At 43.9% G+C, this 20,077-nt stretch carries 20 protein-coding genes; 11 read left to right on the top strand and 9 right to left on the bottom strand.

Annotated features, from left to right (window positions below; translation table 11 throughout):
- Positions 1-100 precede the first annotated feature (100 nt).
- Complete coding sequence (locus AC2D6U_RS03930) at positions 101-1,207, bottom strand: glycosyltransferase family protein (RefSeq protein ID WP_484719639.1); 1,107 nt, start codon at positions 1,205-1,207, stop codon at positions 101-103.
- Positions 1,208-1,244: 37 nt separating this feature from the next.
- On the opposite strand from AC2D6U_RS03930, the gene AC2D6U_RS03935 reads away from it, so the two are divergent.
- Positions 1,245-2,057, top strand: coding sequence for a 2,3,4,5-tetrahydropyridine-2,6-dicarboxylate N-succinyltransferase (locus tag AC2D6U_RS03935; RefSeq protein ID WP_484719640.1), 813 nt, complete (start codon positions 1,245-1,247; stop codon positions 2,055-2,057).
- Positions 2,058-2,172: 115 nt separating this feature from the next.
- Here the strand turns inward: AC2D6U_RS03935 and AC2D6U_RS03940 are convergent, their stop codons facing one another.
- On the bottom strand, positions 2,173-2,718 hold the full coding sequence (locus tag AC2D6U_RS03940) for an REP-associated tyrosine transposase (RefSeq protein WP_484719641.1): 546 nt from the start codon (positions 2,716-2,718) through the stop codon (positions 2,173-2,175).
- 513 nt (positions 2,719-3,231) lie between these two features.
- On the opposite strand from AC2D6U_RS03940, the gene AC2D6U_RS03945 reads away from it, so the two are divergent.
- The gene (locus AC2D6U_RS03945; protein ID WP_484719642.1) at positions 3,232-3,831 is read left to right on the top strand and encodes a tetratricopeptide repeat protein; all 600 of its coding nucleotides are present in this window, start codon (positions 3,232-3,234) and stop codon (positions 3,829-3,831) included.
- A 1-nt stretch (position 3,832) separates the two neighbouring features.
- Here the strand turns inward: AC2D6U_RS03945 and AC2D6U_RS03950 are convergent, their stop codons facing one another.
- A complete protein-coding gene (locus AC2D6U_RS03950) occupies positions 3,833-4,366 on the bottom strand; it encodes a DNA/RNA non-specific endonuclease (protein ID WP_484720578.1) in 534 nt (177 codons plus the stop codon).
- A 41-nt stretch (positions 4,367-4,407) separates the two neighbouring features.
- Between AC2D6U_RS03950 and AC2D6U_RS03955 the strand changes: the two genes are divergently transcribed.
- Entirely contained in the window at positions 4,408-4,815 is a 408-nt protein-coding gene (locus tag AC2D6U_RS03955; RefSeq protein ID WP_484719643.1) for a type IX secretion system membrane protein PorP/SprF, read from the top strand.
- A gap of 51 nt (positions 4,816-4,866) precedes the next feature.
- On the opposite strand, the gene AC2D6U_RS03960 is transcribed toward AC2D6U_RS03955, so the two are convergent.
- The 4 genes from AC2D6U_RS03960 to AC2D6U_RS03975 form a co-directional block, all read right to left on the bottom strand.
- Entirely contained in the window at positions 4,867-6,156 is a 1,290-nt protein-coding gene (locus tag AC2D6U_RS03960; protein WP_484719644.1) for a citrate synthase, read from the bottom strand.
- Positions 6,157-6,254: 98 nt separating this feature from the next.
- Positions 6,255-7,079 carry a prohibitin family protein gene (locus AC2D6U_RS03965; RefSeq protein WP_484719645.1) on the bottom strand — a complete coding sequence of 275 codons (825 nt, stop codon included), beginning with the start codon at positions 7,077-7,079 and terminating at the stop codon, positions 6,255-6,257.
- Positions 7,080-7,099: 20 nt separating this feature from the next.
- Positions 7,100-8,086, bottom strand: coding sequence for a Gfo/Idh/MocA family protein (locus tag AC2D6U_RS03970; RefSeq protein ID WP_484719646.1), 987 nt, complete (start codon positions 8,084-8,086; stop codon positions 7,100-7,102).
- Positions 8,087-8,170: 84 nt separating this feature from the next.
- Entirely contained in the window at positions 8,171-8,848 is a 678-nt protein-coding gene (locus AC2D6U_RS03975) for a DUF4377 domain-containing protein (RefSeq protein WP_484719647.1), read from the bottom strand.
- A gap of 122 nt (positions 8,849-8,970) precedes the next feature.
- Between AC2D6U_RS03975 and lpxB the strand changes: the two genes are divergently transcribed.
- The gene (gene lpxB / locus AC2D6U_RS03980; RefSeq protein ID WP_484719648.1) at positions 8,971-10,098 is read left to right on the top strand and encodes a lipid-A-disaccharide synthase; all 1,128 of its coding nucleotides are present in this window, start codon (positions 8,971-8,973) and stop codon (positions 10,096-10,098) included.
- Between the two features lie 76 nt (positions 10,099-10,174).
- Here the strand turns inward: lpxB and AC2D6U_RS03985 are convergent, their stop codons facing one another.
- Positions 10,175-10,348, bottom strand: coding sequence for a hypothetical protein (locus tag AC2D6U_RS03985; protein WP_484719649.1), 174 nt, complete (start codon positions 10,346-10,348; stop codon positions 10,175-10,177).
- A 112-nt stretch (positions 10,349-10,460) separates the two neighbouring features.
- Between AC2D6U_RS03985 and AC2D6U_RS03990 the strand changes: the two genes are divergently transcribed.
- From AC2D6U_RS03990 to AC2D6U_RS04000, 3 genes are read left to right on the top strand one after another with little or no spacing between them, the layout of a single operon-like run.
- On the top strand, positions 10,461-10,958 hold the full coding sequence (locus tag AC2D6U_RS03990) for a DUF922 domain-containing protein (RefSeq protein ID WP_484719650.1): 498 nt from the start codon (positions 10,461-10,463) through the stop codon (positions 10,956-10,958).
- 31 nt (positions 10,959-10,989) lie between these two features.
- Positions 10,990-11,379, top strand: a complete 390-nt coding sequence (locus AC2D6U_RS03995) for a (4Fe-4S)-binding protein (RefSeq protein WP_484719651.1) — start codon at positions 10,990-10,992, stop codon at positions 11,377-11,379.
- Between the two features lie 17 nt (positions 11,380-11,396).
- Complete coding sequence (locus tag AC2D6U_RS04000) at positions 11,397-12,404, top strand: LacI family DNA-binding transcriptional regulator (RefSeq protein WP_484719652.1); 1,008 nt, start codon at positions 11,397-11,399, stop codon at positions 12,402-12,404.
- On the opposite strand, the gene AC2D6U_RS04005 is transcribed toward AC2D6U_RS04000, so the two are convergent.
- Positions 12,401-15,253, bottom strand: coding sequence for a triple tyrosine motif-containing protein (locus tag AC2D6U_RS04005; protein ID WP_484719653.1), 2,853 nt, complete (start codon positions 15,251-15,253; stop codon positions 12,401-12,403). The genes AC2D6U_RS04000 and AC2D6U_RS04005 overlap by 4 nt on opposite strands.
- 299 nt (positions 15,254-15,552) lie before the next feature.
- On the opposite strand from AC2D6U_RS04005, the gene AC2D6U_RS04010 reads away from it, so the two are divergent.
- From AC2D6U_RS04010 to AC2D6U_RS04025, 4 genes are read left to right on the top strand one after another with little or no spacing between them, the layout of a single operon-like run.
- Positions 15,553-16,416, top strand: a complete 864-nt coding sequence (locus AC2D6U_RS04010) for a glycoside hydrolase family 16 protein (protein WP_484719654.1) — start codon at positions 15,553-15,555, stop codon at positions 16,414-16,416.
- 38 nt (positions 16,417-16,454) lie between these two features.
- A complete protein-coding gene (locus AC2D6U_RS04015) occupies positions 16,455-18,017 on the top strand; it encodes a sugar porter family MFS transporter (protein WP_484719655.1) in 1,563 nt (520 codons plus the stop codon).
- A gap of 3 nt (positions 18,018-18,020) precedes the next feature.
- On the top strand, positions 18,021-19,253 hold the full coding sequence (locus AC2D6U_RS04020) for a glycoside hydrolase family 16 protein (RefSeq protein WP_484719656.1): 1,233 nt from the start codon (positions 18,021-18,023) through the stop codon (positions 19,251-19,253).
- The gene (locus tag AC2D6U_RS04025; protein ID WP_484719657.1) at positions 19,253-20,047 is read left to right on the top strand and encodes a glycoside hydrolase family 16 protein; all 795 of its coding nucleotides are present in this window, start codon (positions 19,253-19,255) and stop codon (positions 20,045-20,047) included. The genes AC2D6U_RS04020 and AC2D6U_RS04025 overlap by 1 nt, the downstream gene beginning before the upstream one ends.
- The last annotated feature ends 30 nt before the right edge of the window (positions 20,048-20,077 follow it).

Here is a 20,077-nt window from a genome sequence, read left to right on the forward strand (position 1 = left end):
AAAAAAATATTTAGTACTATTAAATCAGCTTAAATACTACAAATTTAACCATTTTTCTAAGTATTCAGTGGGGTGAATAATCAATTTAGACTTATCTAAATTAGAGAAGAATGGAAAGGAGTTTACCTTCTTCGGTCGACCACAAGCTCTCGTTTGGATCTCCCTTGTCGTAGAATTGTCCCTCCTTCATGGCTTCTAACACCTCTTCTGCTGTGGTGGACGGTGAGATAATGAGTGCCGCATTAAATTGCTGACAATAGGCAATCCAGTGAGGATTGTCAATAAGCAAGATCGGGAGCTGATTAGCGGTGTATTCAAAAATTCTAGTCAACAGCTTTTCGTCATTGGTACCTTTGTTATTACGCTTTAACACGAAACCGAAGTCGGCTTTTTCTATGGCTTCGATGATTTCTTGGTGCGGTACCAGGTGGTCTCCACCATTCAATTCGATGAAGTCCAACTGGAGAATGGCTTCTTTTATGGCTTCTAATTCACTTCTGATGGCACAATAGCCCACAATGCGCAAGTGTATTCTCGAATCGAGTGCGTGGAGCTTGTTGGTCCATTCGATCGCTTCAAAGAGGCCGTTTTCTTGGCTTAGGGTGCCGGTAAACACCAGGTTGATTTGCTTAGGGTCAGGGTTTCGGTAAGCAGTTTTTTCTCCCGGGCGAGGGGCGTATTTGTTCTCAACGATGGTAAAACGTTGTCCAATAAAGGGGAGCTGTTTGGCATAGACCTTTTCTGCTAAGATGTAATGAGCAACGAAGGGGCGGCTAAGCCATTCCTTTGCTCTTACCCATGTGGCAATTGGCCACCTGAGGAGGTAGGGGAAGACTTGAGTGCTGCGGATGTTTTTCGCGTAGTTTTCACGCACATCATAGTAGATTTTAGCACCAAATATTATTCTGTAAAGGAAACTAACTATCAGTAATTCATGGGTGTTAATAATTAATAGTTGAGGCTTTACTTTAAGGTATATACTGAGGACTTTCCATGGTGCCAACAGACGTGCAAGACTCAATCTTTGAAAGCTTTTGAGTGGATGGAAATCGATCCCTTGTGCCATGGGGTTATTTTTTGATTCAATGCCTATGATATTTATATCATATTTACTTGTTTCGACCAATGAACGACCAAACTTTTCGAGCATGCGTGTGTCATCGATAGGCTTGAGGATAGAGGCAATGACAACTTTGGTCTTTTTCATGAAACGTAATTAAAGATAAAAATTTTCTGAATCTGAAATGGAATTAAAAGACATCATAGAAAAGGCTTGGGATGATCGTTCACTCTTACAAGATAAGGATGTGGTCTTGGCGGTAAAGACCATCATTGAAGACCTCGACCATGGCGACAAGCGGGTGGCAGAACCAACTGAGAATGGCTGGCAGGTCAATGAATGGATCAAAAAGGCGGTGATCTTGTATTTTCCTATTCAGCAAATGAAAACCTTTGAGGTAGGTCCTTTTGAGTTTCACGACAAAATGATGTTGAAAACGGGTTATGCCAAAAAGGGCATCCGCGTGGTACCACATGCCATTGCTCGCTACGGAGCTTACATCAGCAAGGGTGTGGTGATGATGCCTTCTTATGTGAATATTGGTGCTTATGTTGACGAGGGGACCATGGTAGATACTTGGGCGACTGTTGGTAGCTGTGCGCAAGTAGGGAAAAATGTGCATTTGAGCGGTGGTGTAGGCATTGGTGGTGTATTGGAGCCGATACAAGCGGCACCAGTGATCATCGAAGATAATGCCTTCATTGGTTCTCGCTGTATCGTGGTAGAAGGTGTTAGAATTGGCAAAGAAGCCGTTTTAGGTGCCAACGTCACCCTGACGGCCTCATCAAAGATCATTGACGTGACAGGAGATAAGCCTGTCGAGTACACCGGTTACGTACCTGAGCGCTCAGTGGTGATTCCGGGAAGTTATGCGAAGAAATTCCCAGCTGGAGAATACAATGTGCCGGCTGCTTTGATCATTGGACAGCGCAAAGCCAGTACAGATTTAAAAACCTCCTTAAACGAAGCCCTGCGAGAGAACAACGTAGCCGTTTAGCGTAGATTTATTGGTACACCGCTAGTCTTAGCATCACTAGTCTTAGCGTCTCGCTAAGACCCCACTACTAGTCTTAGCGTCTCGCTAAGACTCATCGCTAATATCCGCTTGCTCATTAGTAAAGAAAAGTAATGTCAATCATTCCTTTTTCATCCTCATAATCTCGAGCACTGCTGTAAAGCCAATCTCTGGGCTTATCTACCCAACCGGCTTCAACGGGATTGTTGTGTAAATAATCCATCCGTTGCAAAGTCAATTGAGAAGACGATAATTCAATTGGATGATTATGCTGTTGCCAAAGCTGAAAATCCTTGTTGTTGACTTTATTTACCCCTGCTTGATACATCAGATCAAGCAGCCAGCTTTTTCTGCTTTCGTAAGGACTTGCTTCTATGAATTTTCGGATATGCCGTGACGTGTAACTCTTTAGGTCACGAATTACATTGGATAGATTCCCATTCTTTTCAACGCCTAGAATTAAATGGATATGACTGCTCATGATACACCATGCACCTACAAGCAAGCCTTTGTTCTTTTGACAATAGCGAATAGAATCAAGGAATATGTTGCAGTATTCTGTCCGAGTGAATAGGTCTATCCACCCGATTGTAGTGAATGTGACAAAGTAGTACTGGTCTGTGCTCGCAATTCGATACTTCATTCCCATGTTGTGTGTGATTTGTTTTTAAGATATCAAGAACAATACATTTTGTAAAGCGCACTGCGAAGAATTATGTGGTCTGTATTGTGGTTCAGAGATGCGGTCTTAGCGAGACGCTAAGACCAGATAAAGTAGCATCAATCATACCTCACCACTAGTCTTAGCGTCTCCAATACTAGTCTTAGCATCTCGCTAAGACATTCAGAGTCTAACTCACGATTTTTTACGGTTTCCTAACAGGTAGGGGGTTCGAATAGAGACCTTTTCTCCCATTCTGGGAAATAAAAGCATAGGGAAAAATATCTAAACACCTATTAATCAGTGCGATAGGATTTTGGAGTCCAATTTGAAATAAGAGGAAGTGTTGTTTTGAGTTGTTGGCCTGTTGCAGGACAATACGTGTTGAAGGGCAGTGGCTTTCACCCTGTCCGGGAAGAGGAGCTTCGGCTCCTTTTTCTTTTTGAATACTTAGTAGAACCTATACCTTTGCGCCATATTTACGTTCACATGAACATGTTAAGAAAAAGCTTCCTATTTGCCGCCGTGTTGGCCGTGTTATCAGCCTGTACTTCACAAGTATCGAGAGATGCCGATGCCTTGTTTATCCAAGGGGACTTTAAGGGAGCCATAAAATCCTATGACGAGTACTTGGTCACCAAGCCAAAGGATATCAAATCGATCTACAACAGAGGACGAGCCTACGAAGAACTAGGCCAGATCGAACGAGCAAAGGAGGATTTCATTAGAGTGCTGGACATTGATGTAGACAACATCAACGCCAACCTTAGCATGGGAAAATATTGGTACAATAAGTCCGACTTTAAGCAGGCGATCAATTTTTTCGATAAGGTGATCAAAGTAGATGGCGATGAGGAGTCCGCTTATTTATTGAAAGGCCGTTCTTTACACAAGATGGGTAACTTAAAACAAGCCAATCGCAACTACAATGTGGTGATCGATCTGAATAACAAGAACGAGGAGGCCTATTTGTACCGAGGAGCCTTGCGCATCAGCCTGAATCAAACGAAAAAAGCCTGTGACGATTTCACCAGGTCCCGTGCCTTGGGTTCAGAAGAGGCGGCTGAGGCATACAACAAGTACTGCAAGAAGTAACTCAGTACTGCCACTGCTTAGCAGTATAGCCTGATTCTAGGTAATCTTCTAAATCATCCGGAATACTAGGGAAAAAGTCTAGTCCCGTGAACTCTTCAAGTCGATCAATGCTGATCTCATAGCGTTGAAGAGGTAAATCCGTGGCGTCATTTGGGACGAGAAAAGCAATTGCCTTGATATTGGATGGTTGAATGGTCAAAATGATCTTGTAGAACGACTCAGGGGCTGAGACTTTATTTTCCCCAATAGCAGAAAGGTTTTTTGTCAAAAGGGGTCCGGAAACCACCTGTACCTCACCATTCGCCAATGCCCATTCTCGTGTTTTTCGGGCCAAATCTAACCATAAGCCTTCATTGAAAGCGGGCTTTTGAGGACTCACATTGCTCATGTAATAGCTTTGAGACAAGGCGAAGTCATCGTAACTGAAGTCTTCAACCGGCGCCAATTGCCCCATCACATAACCACTTTTGGCGTAATCTTGAGGGCTAGCGGAACCTGTTCGAACCCTGGGGTCGATGCGAAACTCTTCGTTGATCGCTAATTTCTCTTGCGTTAAACTGTCGGCACTATTTGGGTGTGAGTATGCCCTATCTAACCATCAACGAGTTTACTGCGGATAACTCTGACATTACCTTTACCAAGGAACGCTCTTTGTATCTTTTAGCAGGATATGTTTTTGACTTGGGAGCAAGTGACTTTAAGATCAAACCTTACGTAAACCTGAGGGTTCCAAGTGGCGCTCCAGTCCAAGTTGATCTCAATGCTTCTTTGATCTACAAAGAGCAAGTTTATTTAGGGTTTGGTGTACGACCGGGTTCTAGTTTATCGGCCATGTTTGAATGGCAGATTCAAAATTTCAGGTTTGGCTATGCAGCAGACTTTTTACACAACGATTCGGATATTTTTGGAAGAGGGGCAAATGAATTTTTGCTGAGTTATACACTACCAACTAAAGGAAAGGCGCCCAGAATAAGATTCTTTTAAAATAAAAAAAGGGAGTCATTGACTCCCTTTTTTATTGATTGAATTTGTTGTTTATCTCTTATCGATGCCCACATATGGTCGCTCGTTGGCGCCAGTGTACACCTGTCTTGGACGACCGATAGGCTCTTTATTCTCTCTCATTTCTTTCCACTGAGCGATCCAACCTGGAAGTCTTCCCATGGCAAACATCACCGTGAACATGTCCGTAGGAATGCCTAAGGCTCTGTAAATGATGCCTGAGTAGAAATCCACGTTTGGATAAAGCAGCTTACGATCTACGAAGTACGGATCATTCAAGGCTTCTTCTTCCAATCCTTTGGCAATGTCTAACACCGGGTCATTCACACCAAGCTTAGCTAACACATCATCCGCTGCTTTTTTGATGATGCGTGCACGAGGATCAAAATTCTTGTACACTCTGTGTCCGAAGCCCATCAAACGGAAAGGATCATCCTTGTCTTTTGCTTTGGCCATCCATTTTTTCGTGTCGCCACCGTCTTTACGGATGTTCTCTAGCATCTCAATTACTGCTTGATTCGCACCGCCGTGCAAAGGCCCCCAAAGTGCGTTGATTCCTGCAGAAATGGAAGCATACATGCTGGCATGTGATGAACCGACTACTCGGACGGTAGAAGTAGAGCAGTTTTGCTCATGATCTGCGTGTAGGATCAACAGCTTATCCAAAGCATCAGCAACAACAGGATCTACTTCGTATTCCTCAGCAGGTGTAGCAAACATCATTTTCAAGAAGTTTGCCGTATAGTTCAAGCCGTTATCCGGATAATTCACTGGATGACCAATTTGATTCTTGTAAGACCAAGCAGCGAAGGTTGGCATTTTAGCGATCAGTCGAATGATGCTCATGTCCACCTCATCAGAAGATCGGTTAGGATCTAATGATTCCGGGTAAAAGGCTGTTTGGGCACAAACCAAAGAAGACAAGACGCCCATGGGGTGTGCAGTAGATGGAAATCCTTCCAAAATCTTCTTCACATCCTCATGCACCAAGGTGTGGTTGGTGATTTGTGAACGAAAAGTTGCCAACTCATCAGCTGAAGGAAGTTCTCCGTAGATCAACAAATAGGAGACTTCCAAAAAGCTAGACTTTTCAGCCAGGTCTTCTATCGAGTAGCCTCTGTACCTCAAAATACCTTTTTCCCCATCAAGAAAAGTAATCGCACTTTTCGTTGAACCGGTATTTTTGAATCCAGGATCTATGGTAATCACACCACTTTGACCTCTCAAAGCTGAGATGTCGATGGCTTTTTCCTTTTCAGTACCTGCAATAACGGGTAGCTCGTAGCTAGTACCGTCTATTTTAACTTGCGCTGTGTTTGACATTTGACGTATTCGGGGTTTTGTATTGTTTTTATTTCCTCTTTCGCGAATTTATCAAATAAACTTCAAAATTCGTCTCTTGTTTCATGAGTGGTCATTTTTTAATTGTTGCCGAGAATCAGCGGTAAGCCATCTTCGCTTGAGCCTACAATCACCACCTTCGAATTCGGTGATTCTGCTAGCTTCAACGTGGCTTCAATTCCTCTCATTTTCAATAGCGCAGGGGTCAAACTGTTGTTAATGATCTTATTCGCTTGTGATTCTCCTTCCGCAGCAATACGCTTACGCTCGGCTTCACTTTTCTCTTTGTCCAATCTAAACTGGTAGGCAAGCGCTTCTTGCTCTTGCTGGAGTTTACTCTCAATGGCTTGCTTGATCTTGTCTGGTAAGTTGATCGAACGGATCAGCAAGGCCGTCATGGTGACGTTATTGGTGTCATTACCCAATACTTCTGCAGTTTCTGTACGAATGGCAGTTTCTACTTCTGCTCTTTTGGTAGAGTAGATCTCTTCTGCAGTATATCGGCCCATTACCTGGCGGACCGTGGAACGAACCTCTGGGATGACAAGTGTATTGATATAGCTCAATCTGAAGCGCTCATAGATGAAACCAATTCGATCAAAACGCGGGTAAAATCGAACCGATACGTCGACAGAAATACTCAAACCATTCTTGTCCAGCACATCCATGTTTTCTTCCACTTTTGTTTCCGCCACATCGAACACGATCAAATCATTCCATGGGGCTTTGATGTTAAACCCGGGTTGTATAACGTTTTCTTTGTCAAGTCCGCCAGAGAATTTTTTAAAAAGTACAGCACGCTCATTGGCCTGCACCGTGTAAAAAATACTGGAAGACAGTCCTAACACCACGATCAACGCGATGACACTGATGACGATAACGGGTAGTAATTTTCTATTGTCCATAATTCATTCTTCTTATTGGTTTAGCCGATCTTGTGTAGATTGGCTTCAATTTGTTCTAAAATTTGATGCGCTACTTTTAAGGCTTGATAGCCATCCTCAATGGTAACGATTGGTTCGGTATCCTGTTCGATGGCTTGCCCAAAAGAGTACAATTCTTCTCTGATCGCATTGATCGGTTCTACCTTGGGGTTTTCAAAAATGATCTCTTTTTTTCCTTTGTCTTCTCCCAAGTCAAGCACCATTGAGAAGGGTCCTTCATCTCCTGTAGCATCTTTCATCCGAACGATCTCCGATTTTTTTTCAAGGAAATCTACGGCCACATAGGCATCCCGTTGGAAGAATCTTGATTTGCGCATGTTTTTTACGGCTATGCGGCTGGTGGTGAGGTTGGCGACGCAGCCGTTTTCAAATTCTAATCGGGCATTGGCAATGTCCGGGGTATCGGCCACTACATTGACGCCACTGGCAGAGACTTTGGCAACTTTTGATCCTACCGTTTTCAGAATGACGTCCAAGTCGTGAATCATTAAATCCAGCACCACAGGCACATCCAAGCCTCTAGGGTTGAACTGAGCAAGCCGATGCGTTTCAATGAACATGGGCTTATTCAAATGGGGTTTTGCGGCAATAAAGGCTGGATTGAAGCGCTCTACATGACCAACCTGGATTTTCTTACCATTTTTTTGGCTCAACTCAATCAAGCGTTCAGCTTCAGCGAGTGTATTGGTTACCGGTTTTTCAATAAAGACATGTTTACCAGCCTTAAGGGCTTTTTCTGCGCAGGTAAAATGCGAAAGGGTAGGTGTTACGATGTCCACAACATCCACCGCTGCGATCAGGTCGTCGATCGAGTCGAAGGCTTTTAATTCATGTTCGAGGGTAACCTGCTTGGCGTTTTCCTGCGAAGCATCGTAAAAACCCACGAGCTCATACTCAGGAATGTCTTTGATGCATTTGATATGTATTTTACCAAGGTGTCCGGCACCGAGTACGCCAATTTTAAGCATGATCTTGTGTTTGACGTAAAGCTACTAAACAACAAACCATTTGAACAGGCTTTGTCCAAATGATTTGCCGGTAATCAATGGTGCTTACAGCGCTCGTTTGAATTCAAGCACCGGCTGGTCTTCCGATAAGAGTTGCAATACGGCTCGATCCTCTGACAACCGATAGCCTGTAGACTGCATTAAGGCTTGCATGAACGCATCCGAATAGGCCATTTGAGGACATGCTTTCTTGGTTTGAGCTAAAGGCCCAAGGGCAACTTCATCAGTCGTTAATTTGTCAAACTTTCCATTGAAGAAGTTACAGCCATCAGTACCTGAAATGCTATTTGCACGAATGTTTACTTCAATTCTTGGAATTTCATTGCCGCGCATGACCTCAAACGCCTCTCCACCGATCTTATCGGCTACCCAAATGGAATTCATGGCCAGTAGTGGGTCAACCATCTTTTCTTCAACTTCCACTAGCACATAATTCACGGTGGAACCATCGGCTGCTGGTGTAGCCAGAGGTACCTCTCTTACCTGAAGGTCATATAAATAGCCGGGTTCATACACAAAACCATCGATCGTAGAAGCCATGGTTTGCCATTGGCCATGCAGCATTTCTTCTTCTTTCTGGAACTGAAGACACTGAATGTCCGGTGCCAAGGCACAGGGTACGGTATAACTATTGATCCAATAATTGTGCACATCTTGGTCCGCCCCTCCACAAGAAAAAAGGAGAAGGACGAATAACATCGGAAGAATTTTCTTTACTATCATGAATCAGTTTATCAAGTTGAGTGCATAAGTTAGCAGGATATTCAATGTTTAACAATAGACTGAGAATAGAGAAGAACGATTTTTGTACGGCCATTCTTCATTTTCTTATTGCTTGATTTGCTATGAAATATTACATCATTGCCGGAGAAGTATCAGGAGATCTGCACGCATCGAATATGATGAAGCAGTTGAAAAGGCATGATGCGGCTGCTTACTTTCGGGTTTGGGGTGGTGATCGAATGGCCGCAGAAGCACAAGAGTTGGCCAAGCACATCCGTGAGACCTCCTTTATGGGCATCTTCAAGGTGCTCTGGAATATTCGCACGATCAAAAGGAACTTTCGCTTCTGTGAGGCTGACATCGAAAAATTCAAACCAGACGTCCTGATTTTGATCGATAATTCCGGTTTTAATTTGCGGATAGCCAAATACGTCAAACAACGAAAGCTTCAGACCAAGGTCTTCTATTACATCTTACCGCAGGCATGGGCATGGAAGCGCAAGCGCGTGCATACGATCCATCAATGGTGTGACCGCGTATTTGCCATACTACCTTTCGAAAAGGACTTTTATAAATCCTATGGTTATGAAGTAGACTATGTCGGGCATCCTATATTGGATGCGATGGCGGACCGAAAAAAGAACTTGGTGTCTAAGTCAGAATTCAGGAAGGCACATGACATGGATGAACGCCCCATCATCGCCTTGCTTCCAGGAAGCAGGAAGCAGGAGATCAAAACCAAACTGCCGAAAATGGTGGCGGTGATCAAACACTTTCCAAATCATCAGTTTGTGATCGCAGGATCGGATAATGTCGATACAACACTTTATCGTCCATATCTTCAGGAGGCCAAGCTGGTCATAAACAAGACCTACAACCTGCTCAATAATGCGGAAGCGGCATTGGTGACATCCGGGACGGCCACACTGGAAACAGCGCTCTTCAAGGTGCCTCAAGTGGTCTGTTATAAACCAGGAGTAGTGACCTATTATTTATTGAAGAACATCATCAGCATCAATTACATCTGTATGGTGAATTTGATCTTGGATAAGATGGCGGTGGAAGAATTGATTGAAGGAGACCTCAATGAAAAACGCATGACCCAGGCCTTGAAAAAGGCAATGAAAGAACCGGAACGATCCAGGATCCTGACCGATTACGAAGAAATGGAGAAGAAGCTTGGTGGGGAAGGTGCATCTTCTCGAGTGGCCAAATTAATGATTGAGGAGCTCGGCCTGTCTTCTTCTTGAAGGCCCTAAAATGTAACGAAAAGGTTACTAGCTAGGGCTAAAGCACATTATCTGCTAGGGAGAGCCGATCAAGAGCTCAACTCTTCCTTTTGTCAGCTGCGTCCAGTTTTTCCTCGATGGCAGATAGTCGTTCATTCATGGCTTCTAAGCCTGTAATGACTTGATTGAGTCCGTTTCGAAGAACGTGCGCGGTACCGAGAGCACCTACAGCAATAACGGCGAACATGATGGTGTTGAAAATTTCTAACATAACTTCTGTCTTTAATCTCGTGAATCGTTTATTTGGTAAAGTGAGAAGGAAGATAATACTTTTTACCATATTGTTCTGTGCGCTAGCTGCACGGGCTCAAGGCTATCTAAACGTGGATACAACGGAATACATAGAATGGAACGAGCAAAGACCGTTGAGCTGGTCGGATTATCGTTACATTCCACAGGAGGGAAGAGGCAATGGCGTGTACGCCTTGACAACGGTTTTTCATTCCGTAAGAGGGGGAATAAAAAATGGCAAGCCGAATTTTCAAGTCAAGGTGCTCTATGTACGGAAGAAGAGTTGGACGACTACTCTTGGTAATGCGGAACTATTGGCTCATGAGAAGCTTCATTTTGACCTGGCGGAATTGTATGGTCGAAAAATAAGAAAACAGCTGGCATCGCTTGAGCAGCAGGGAGAAGCAAGAATGAAGACCTACAAGGCCAATATTGAACGACTGCTGAATGATTTTAAGATTACCTCCAAGACATATGATGAAGAAACCTTACATGGGAAAATTGCCGAGGCGCAGCAGGAATGGGAAGAATATGTGAGCTATGAACTCGCGCGACTTAATAAATACATAAATATTAATATGAATAAATAAATAAATATTCATATATAAAAAACTCATACAAATGAACCAAAAGGAATACCACAAAGAAGAACTGACCATCGTTTGGAAGCCTGAGCTTTGCATTCATTCCGGCATTTGTTTAAGGGGCTTGCCAAAGGTTTTCAACCTGAAGCAGCGGCCTTGGATCGATACAGCTGGAGCTAATGCTGAGGAAATCGTGTCGGTCGTCAAGGAATGTCCTTCGAAGGCGCTTAGTATAAAAGGGGTGAGGTTCAAGGAAAAGGACAATAGTCAGGTGGAGGTGGTCTTGATTCCTAGGGGTCCACTGATCATCAAGGGTGGAGCCACGGTGAACGATCGAAAGCAAAAGGAAGTTTTCCATGAAACTGTTTCATTTTGTCGTTGCGGAAGATCGAAAAAGTTACCTTATTGCGATGGAACTCACGCTTAACCAAAAGCAAACTAAATATGGCTGTTACGATCAAGGACATAGCAAATGCTTTGGAGATTTCTCCATCGACAGTATCTCGTGCGCTAAATGACCATCCTAACATTAGCGAAGAAACCAAGAAATTGGTTTCGGCCAAGGCCAAGGAAATGAAATACCAGGCTAATTTCATTGCAGCAGGGTTGCGCACAAAACGATCGAATTCTATCGGCATTTTGGTACCTCATATCAACTCTAGCTTTTTCGCTTCAGCCATAGATGGCATACAAAAAGTGGTGAGTGATAATGGTTATTTTTCCATCATTTGTCAATCCAACGAGGACTACAACAACGAAGTGGACCAAATTCGGTCGCTACTTTCGTCTAAAGTAGAAGGGGTTATCCTTTCGCTTTCTAGTGACACCAAGATTTTTGAGCATATCGAAACATTAGAAGCGTATGAAACGCCTTTTGTGTTTTTCGATCGTGTAGCGCCTGGTTTTGACATGCCAACGGTGGAGGCCAACGATTTTGCTGGCGGTTTCCAAGCTGTTGAGCACTTGATCAAAAGAGGGCGTAAAAAGGTGGCACACTTAGGAGGCCCTAGTGTCTTAGGCATTAGCAAACGAAGGTATGAGGGCTATTTGGAGGCACTTAAAACTTACGATTACGAGATCAATGAAAACTATGTGGTCTTTACTGATCCTGATGAAAAGCACGATAACATCATTGAAAAGATGTTTGCTGATCCGAAGAATATGCCGGATGCGTTATTCACGTTCAGCGATGAGCTTGCCGTAGAGGCCATCTTGAAGCTGAAGAAGATGGGGTATAACGTACCGAAGGATGTTTCGGTCGTTGGCTTTGGCAACAGCAACCTCTGTGAAATCGTGGAACCACACTTGACCAGTGTTACCCATGAGCCTGAGCAAATGGGTGAGGCGGCAGCGGACTTGTTGTTCAAAGTCATTCAAAAGCGACATATCCCACCACATTTAAAGAATCAGAAGTTTGATTCGAAGGTGATCATTCGAGACTCTTCGCGTTAAAAGCGCATCAAGAAATCGTTCAAATTGTCTTTTCTTTCGAGCTCAAGTTTCTTTCGCACGCGGTAACGACCTATTTCTACACCTCTTACCGAGATGTTCAGTAAATTGGCGATCTCTTTGGTGTTGAGGTTCATGCGTAGGTAGGCACTGAACTTGATTTCCTGCGGGGTGAGTTTTGGATAGGCTTCTTTTAGTCGGGTAATGAAATTACCGTGCACTTGATCGAAATTGTTCTCGAATTGTGCCCATTCTTCACCTGAAGCCAAGTCTTTATCGATCTGCCGCACCAAACTTCTGAGTTTGGCATTGACATCATCGTCCAAACTGTCTTTGTCTAAACCTTTTAACGTCTTTTTCACTTGCGTCAGCAGCTCATTTTTCTGGATGAGGTGCATCGCAGAAGAGGTAAGGTCTTGCGCTTTTAATTTCAATTCGGCTTCAAGTTTTTCGTTCCTCAAATGGTCGATCTCTTTTTCCGATTCTTCTGCGATCGCCTTGATGCGCTGATTTTTTTCTTCCAGCTCAATGTTTTTGGCGTCCTCAAGTGCACGTGTCGCTTCTTTGTGGCGGTAGTCTAAGGTTTTAAAACCTAAGAAGAACAAGAACATGAGTCCACCGGCATAGAACAAGTAGGCGACGGTGGTCCGATAAATGGGCGGTTTAATGCTGAATTCATAGGTGATGGTTTCACTTTCCTGGTCAAAAATGTTCTTTGCACGCACATGAAATGCATATTCACCTTCTTTCAAATTGGTAAATTCTTTGTAGGAGATAGTCGACCAATCAGACCATTCTTCTTGATAGTTCTCTAAGTAATATTGATAGGCCGTATTGTTACCGGATTGAAAATCAGGGCTGTAATAGGCAAAGCCCAGGGAGTTATTTCGATAGGCCAGGCGTAAGGGTTCTTCCGTAGCCAGTTCACCGTGACCTTGATACAAAGCACTATCTGATCCGTTGAGCACGTGGATTTGATCGAAAGCAATTTTTAATTCAGGCTTTACCAAACGATCTTTTTTCCTTTCGTAGAGAATAAAGCCTTCTCTCGCTCCAAGCAGTACCTTGTCGTAGGTCAATACGTTGATGTTTCCCAGGTCGTCATTCCAAAGCTTTTTGGCTGCTCCAAAATTATTGGTGATCAATTCATAGGCACCGGTAGCTGATTTGGTTAAGCGACCCACTTTATTTCTTTCGATAAAGTAGACATTGCCCACAGCATCCTCATCCATATCGACCATGGCAGCATCGTCGCCTAAGAGCTGATTGAACGCTTCATCAATTATAAAGCGGTCATTTGCAGCATTGAATCGGTAAAATCCTCTTTCAGCACTAAAGATGAGCTCACCATCGATTTCAAATACATTGATCAAAAAATCACTTGGAAAACCATCTTTGGCATTGTAAAGGCGGCTCGATTCGATCGTGCCTTTTTCGATGTCGAGCGACAGGCGATACGCACCTTTATACCCTTGGGTGATCCAAAGGTCAGATTCATCAAAGGCCATTACTCGAGAGCTTTCAGAGAATCCTTCGAATGTCCGAATGACCTGATTACGGTCAAAGTCGAATAAACGGATCCCATTATAGGTGCCTAAAATGGCCAGATTATTTGAGTTTGGAACACGAATGAGTTTCCATGCACCCTTCTCATTGGTCAAAAGTCGTGCATTCCCATCCTCAATAAACATCAGGCCTTCATGGTGTGAGACGTAGACTTGCTCGTTGAATTCTTGTATGGCATAGACCTGACCTTCTGTTCCTGCTAGCATCCTAACCCTTCCTTCTTCCACCACATAGGCGCCAATATTAGTCCCCAGATAGGTCTTGCCATTGGCTTCGATGGCGGTATAACCCGCCCCTTGAATTCCTGCACGTTCATCAATGATGGAAAGGGGAGAGCTGAGATCTATTCTGGAAATGCCATTATTTAAAGAGAGCCAAAGGTTTTCGCTCAAGTCTTCGTAGATGCCGTTGATGGTATTGTCCATTAACCCGACGGACTTGTCTATCTGCTGTAAGTCGTTCGAGAGGAGAGAGACGATGAACAACCCATTGGTTTGGGTGCCAATAGCCAAACGGCCATCTCGCAATAAAATGGCATCGTTAATGATCAGGTTTTCAGGTAGGTCCTTGAATTCCAGGGATTTAATTTTCCCATTATTGTAGAGAAAAAGCCCATGATTAAAGGTGCTGATCAATAGTTCCTTTTTGTTGTAATGTAAGATGGACGAAATTCGTTTGTCCTTAAAAAAAGCTCCCCCGGGTAAAAGTTGCAGGGTTGCATCTTTCAGTTGGCTTAATCCTTTGCCCCATTCCTGAACCATTAATTGGTGGTCTACATAAAAGGAGATTTCAAGCGGGTAAGAAGATGAGATGGCCTTGATTGCCCCTTGCTGCACTTCGAAAATATGATTGAAAGTGCAAAAGTAGAGCTTTTCATTGCCTTCATAGATCTTCCATGTTTCATCAAAATTCCGAAGAGTTGCCGGTAGGGAATCCGCTAAGGAGACGTAATGGAGTCCCCCTCGTTTGTTGGGAAGGAAGTATCCAAAATCGTTCTGCGACCCAACGTAGATCTTATCTTCTTTGACCAATAAAGAGCGCAATTTGGTACCGTACTGGATTTGATAGTTATGCCATTCAGTCCCATCGTATTCTAACAAGCCCAAGTTATTGGCAACATAAAGTCTACCATCACTGGACTGGGTGATGCCCCAGTTTTGAATTCCCGCTTTATAGTCCACTGCTTCGTAATTTTGAATGAAAGGGGATGTCGCTAACGTGGAGATTTGCGCGAATGATTCGATAGAAAACAGCAAGAGGAGAAGAAGAGAGGTATATGCTTTCATAAGTGCTTGTAGCGCATCAGGTTTGTTGAGGTGCAAATGCAGACGTTATGTTCTTTATTGGCTCTAAAGGTATTGATTTTTTTAGTTTTGATGTATTATTGATGTAGCCGTTCGTACAAATTGAGAAAGTCATTACCCTGCCTTTTGTTGCATCTATCGAGTTTCATCAGCATCTTATGCACTGAAATAAATCTCGGACCGTGCGTTGGCATCTATTGAGTAACGATTTGTAGTCAGGCGTTCAATAGAAACTTAGGGTGTTCGGGTATTTTGAACAGCGCAAAGCAAAAGAATATTTTATGAAAACGACTTTGAAATGGAGTTCTGCTCTACTGCTTTTGACAGTTTGGGCATGTGGAGATTCAGATCCAGATCCTACACCGCCTGTGGTTGAATTGCCCGGGTTAGAGATTCCTGAAGGAGGAGCAACATCGCCGACCTCATACGACGGAATGACATTGGTTTGGGAAGAAGAATTTGAGGGAGCAAGTCTCAATACACAGAATTGGAGGCACGAAACCGGTAGAGGAGATAATGGCTGGGGCAACAACGAGTTGCAATATTATCGCCCTGAAAATACATCATTGGTCGATGGTCATTTAGTGATCACAGCAAAACGGGAAGACTTTAGTGGTAGTCCCTACACGTCGTCGCGGATCATTACCCAGGGTAAACAATCATTCCGTTACGGACGAATTGATATTCGTGCTGCTCTTCCTGAAGGGCAAGGCATGTGGCCCGCACTTTGGATGCTGGGTAGCAACTTCAGTAGTGTCGGATGGCCTGCTTGTGGAGAAATTGACATTATGGAAATGGTCGGTGGCCAAGGCAGAGAAAATGAGATTCACGGTACGGTGCATTGGCAAAATGAAGGGGCATGGGCAAATTTCGGTCGTATGACCACCTTACCTGATGGACAGGCACAAAACGAATTCAACGTGTATTCCATCGAGTGGGATGAAAATCAGATCCGTTGGTTGGTCAACGATAGGGAATACAATGTGGTCGACACAAGACCTGCTGAATTGAATGAATTCCGAGAAGAATTCTTTTTCATCATCAATTTGGCTGTTGGCGGCAACTGGCCCGGTTCACCCAATAACACCACCAGTTTTCCGCAATACTTCATTGTAGACTATATCAGAGTATTTCAGGAGAATTGATAACTTCTCCTTTTCAACTTCAACCTTAATAACATACTATGGCTAGTAAATCAGGATTTACCACCAAGATCGCAGCGATTGTTGCCCTTGGTGGTTTACTTATGGGCTTTGATGCTTCTGTGATCTCAGGAGTGAATAAATTCGTTCAGCTCGATTTTCAATTAACAGATGGACAATTAGGATTCTCCGTTGGGTCATTGACCTTTGTGGCAGCGGTTGCCATGCTTTTTTCAGGAGCCATAAGTGACCGCTACGGGCGTAAAGTGGTACTCAAGGCCTGTGCCATCATCTTTACCATCTCTGCCGTAGGTTCTGCCTTGGCACCTAATTTTATCCTCTTTTTGATTTTCAGAATGCTTGGAGGAATAGGTGTTGGTGCTTCGCTGATCTTAGCACCTATGTACATTGCTGAGATCGCTCCGCCTAAGATCCGAGGCAAAATGGTTTCCTTTAATCAGCTGAATATCGTTGTAGGTATTTCTTTGGCTTACTTTACGAATTACCTCATTCTTTCGCTTGGTGATTCCGATGCAACCTGGGTAGAAAGTTTGGGTATCGGCGAGCACAACTGGCGATGGATGCTGGGCTTAGAGGCACTTCCTGCAGTCCTTTACTTCTTCGGTCTTTACATTGTGCCGAGAAGTCCGAGATGGCTGGCCATGAAAAAGCGTGATGACGAAGCCTTGGAGGTCATGAAAATGTTCAGGTCCGAAGAAGATGCAAAACGTGACATTGATGCCGTTAAAGAAGCTATTGCAGCGGATGCTAAGAAAGAAAAGACCCCTGTTACTGCCGTATTCAGGCCAGCTTTCCGATTGGTTTTGGCCATTGGTTTGGTTGTCGGAATTCTTCAGCAGATCGTGGGTATCAATGCTGTATTCTTTTATGCCCCTATGGTATTTGAACAAGCAGGAGGCGGTACCGATGCCGCTTTTAAACAAGCCATCATTGTTGGTATCACCAATGTGGTTTTCACTATTTTGGCCATGTCAGTTATTGATAAATTAGGCAGAAAGAAACTCTTGGTTTTTGGTGTCTCTGGAATTGCTGCATTTATGTTCCTTATCGGGTTCGCCTTTAGTCAGGCCACTTATGTACTTAAAGCCGAAAACCTTGCCGCTATGGAGGTTGATATGGACAAGACTAGACTGAACGCCATTGTTGATCAACCTTTTGAAAATGACGTGGCGTACAAGAAAAAACTTCGGGAACTATTAGGCGATGAACAAGCCAAGACTTATGAGTCGAATCTCATCACCGCAGCCATCGATGTCAATGCAAACCTTGTCCTAATTGGTATCATCGGCTTTATTGCCTGTTTTGCTATGTCCTTGGGTCCGGTCATGTGGGTGCTTTTCTCCGAGTTGTTTCCACTTTCGATCAAGGCCGTTGCGATATCCTTTGTTGGATTCATCAATTCAATGGTAAGTGCAGGTGTACAATCCGTTTTCCCTTGGGAATTGTCCACCATCGGCAGCTCGATGACCTTTATCATTTATGGGGTCTTTGCACTGCTCGGATTGATCTTTATCATCGCCAAGGTTCCTGAGACAAAAGGAAAGAGTTTGGAAGAGTTAGAAGCTATTTTGATCAAAGAGTAAATTATGAAACGCATATATCAGTTATTTCAATTGTGTATATTCTTTGCCCTTTTAGGTTGTGTAAACCCTGTAAAGGAACTCCCTGATGTGGTGGTGGATGTTACCGCCTATGTGGCACAAGAAGGGTCTTGGTTTGATCATTCGACTCAAATGCTGTTGGGCGCGCCGACTGGTTCTCTTTCATACGATATCAATGTACCTGCACCAGGACGTTATCAAGTCGAAGTTGTGGCTGAAGGCATTGGAGAAGTTTGGATCGAAGATTATCGTGATAATGAAGATGGTAGAACTTATAATATTACAGGGGCGATGACGATAGATTCACCAGATGAAACCGTAACGGTGAGTAAAGATGGAAGTCCTTTGAACGCAGGAGTGCACCCGATCAAATTACATGCATCTTCTAATGGGGAAAGTCCTCTTAAAATCAAACAGGTCAACTTCACTAAGATGATCGACCATCAGGTAACCCCTGAATCACTCACTCAGTCTTACGAAGGCGACGAATGGGAGTTGGTGTGGTCTGATGAATTTGAGGGGACCGGAGCTCCGGACACCACCAAGTGGATCTATGATGTCGGTAACTGGGGCTGGGGAAACAATGAGCCTCAGTACTATACAAATGACCGCAGAGAAAACGCCCGTTTAGAGGATGGCAATTTGATCATTGAAGCCAGAAGGAATGATATGGGGCAAGAGTGGACCTCTGCTCGCTTGACGACACGAGGCAAAACAAGCTTTTTGTACGGTAGATACGAGTTCAGAGCGAAAGTACCGGCTAAAGATGGAACATGGGCTGCAGGTTGGTTCTTAGGTGACGAGTACGTCGATGAACTGTCATGGCCTTATTGTGGAGAGATCGATGTGTTGGAATGTGTGGGAAGCGAAATTGATGACATGACGGGAGACGGCATCAATCACGGTTCTTGTCATACCCGAACCTATTACTTTAAAGAGGGAACCCACATTACGGCGGTAACGGATGTCAAGGACATGGTGAACACTTACCATACGTATTCGATCGAGTGGACTCCTGAAGAGATCAAGGCCTTTGTTGATGGCGAGCATTATTACACTTATGACAAGAACAAGGACGAACTGGAGTGGCCTTTTGATAAACCTCAGAACATCATTTTGAATTTGGCCATGGGTGGTGGAATGGGAGGAACGATCGATCCCAGCATTGACAGCCAGGAATTCATCATTGATTACGTTCGCGTTTACGGTAAGAAGTGATGAGAACAAAGATATTTTTTTGGGCACTATTGAGTAGTGCCTTTTTTTATTCCTGTCAGCACAGCCCCGAACTCCTGTGGTCAGATGAGTTTGAAGGGGAGCAGATCGACCCCTCGAAATGGTACATTCATGTGGGTGATGGCTGTCCACAACTCTGCGGCTTTGGAAACAATGAATCACAATACTATAGCGATAGGCCCGAAAACCTTCGTATTGAGGATGGGATATTAGTCATTACAGCTTTAGCGGATTCTTTTGAAACCAGAACCTATTCGAGTGCGAAGCTAAGCACGAAGGGAAAGGCAAGCTGGAAACATGTACGCGTCGAAGTAAAGGCCAAGATCCCTTCAGGTAGGGGGAATTGGCCTGCGATCTGGATGTTACCCGAAGAGAATGTATATGGTGGCTGGCCAAAAAGCGGTGAGATCGATATCATGGAGCATGTTGGCTACGATCAGGGAGTTGTATGGGGAACAGTGCATACGGCTTCCTTTAACCACATGAAAGGGACCCAAAAGGGAGATTCGATCATCGTACAAGACGTTTCGGAGGTTTTTCATGTATATGCCATGGAGTGGCATGAAGACCGTATCGATTGGTTTATTGATAACGAGCAGTACCATAGCTTTGAAAACACCGGCAATGGATCAGACGATTGGCCTTTCGATCATCCTTATCACCTCATCCTAAATGTGGCCATTGGAGGCAGCTGGGGTGGAAAAGAGGGGATTGCAAACGATATCTTTCCGAACAGAATGGAAATTGACTATGTTCGTGTTTATGACTTAAATTAAGTTGTAGATTCACATTCAACCTTAACTTTT

The sequence above is a fragment of the Roseivirga sp. YIW32 genome (assembly GCF_057219245.1).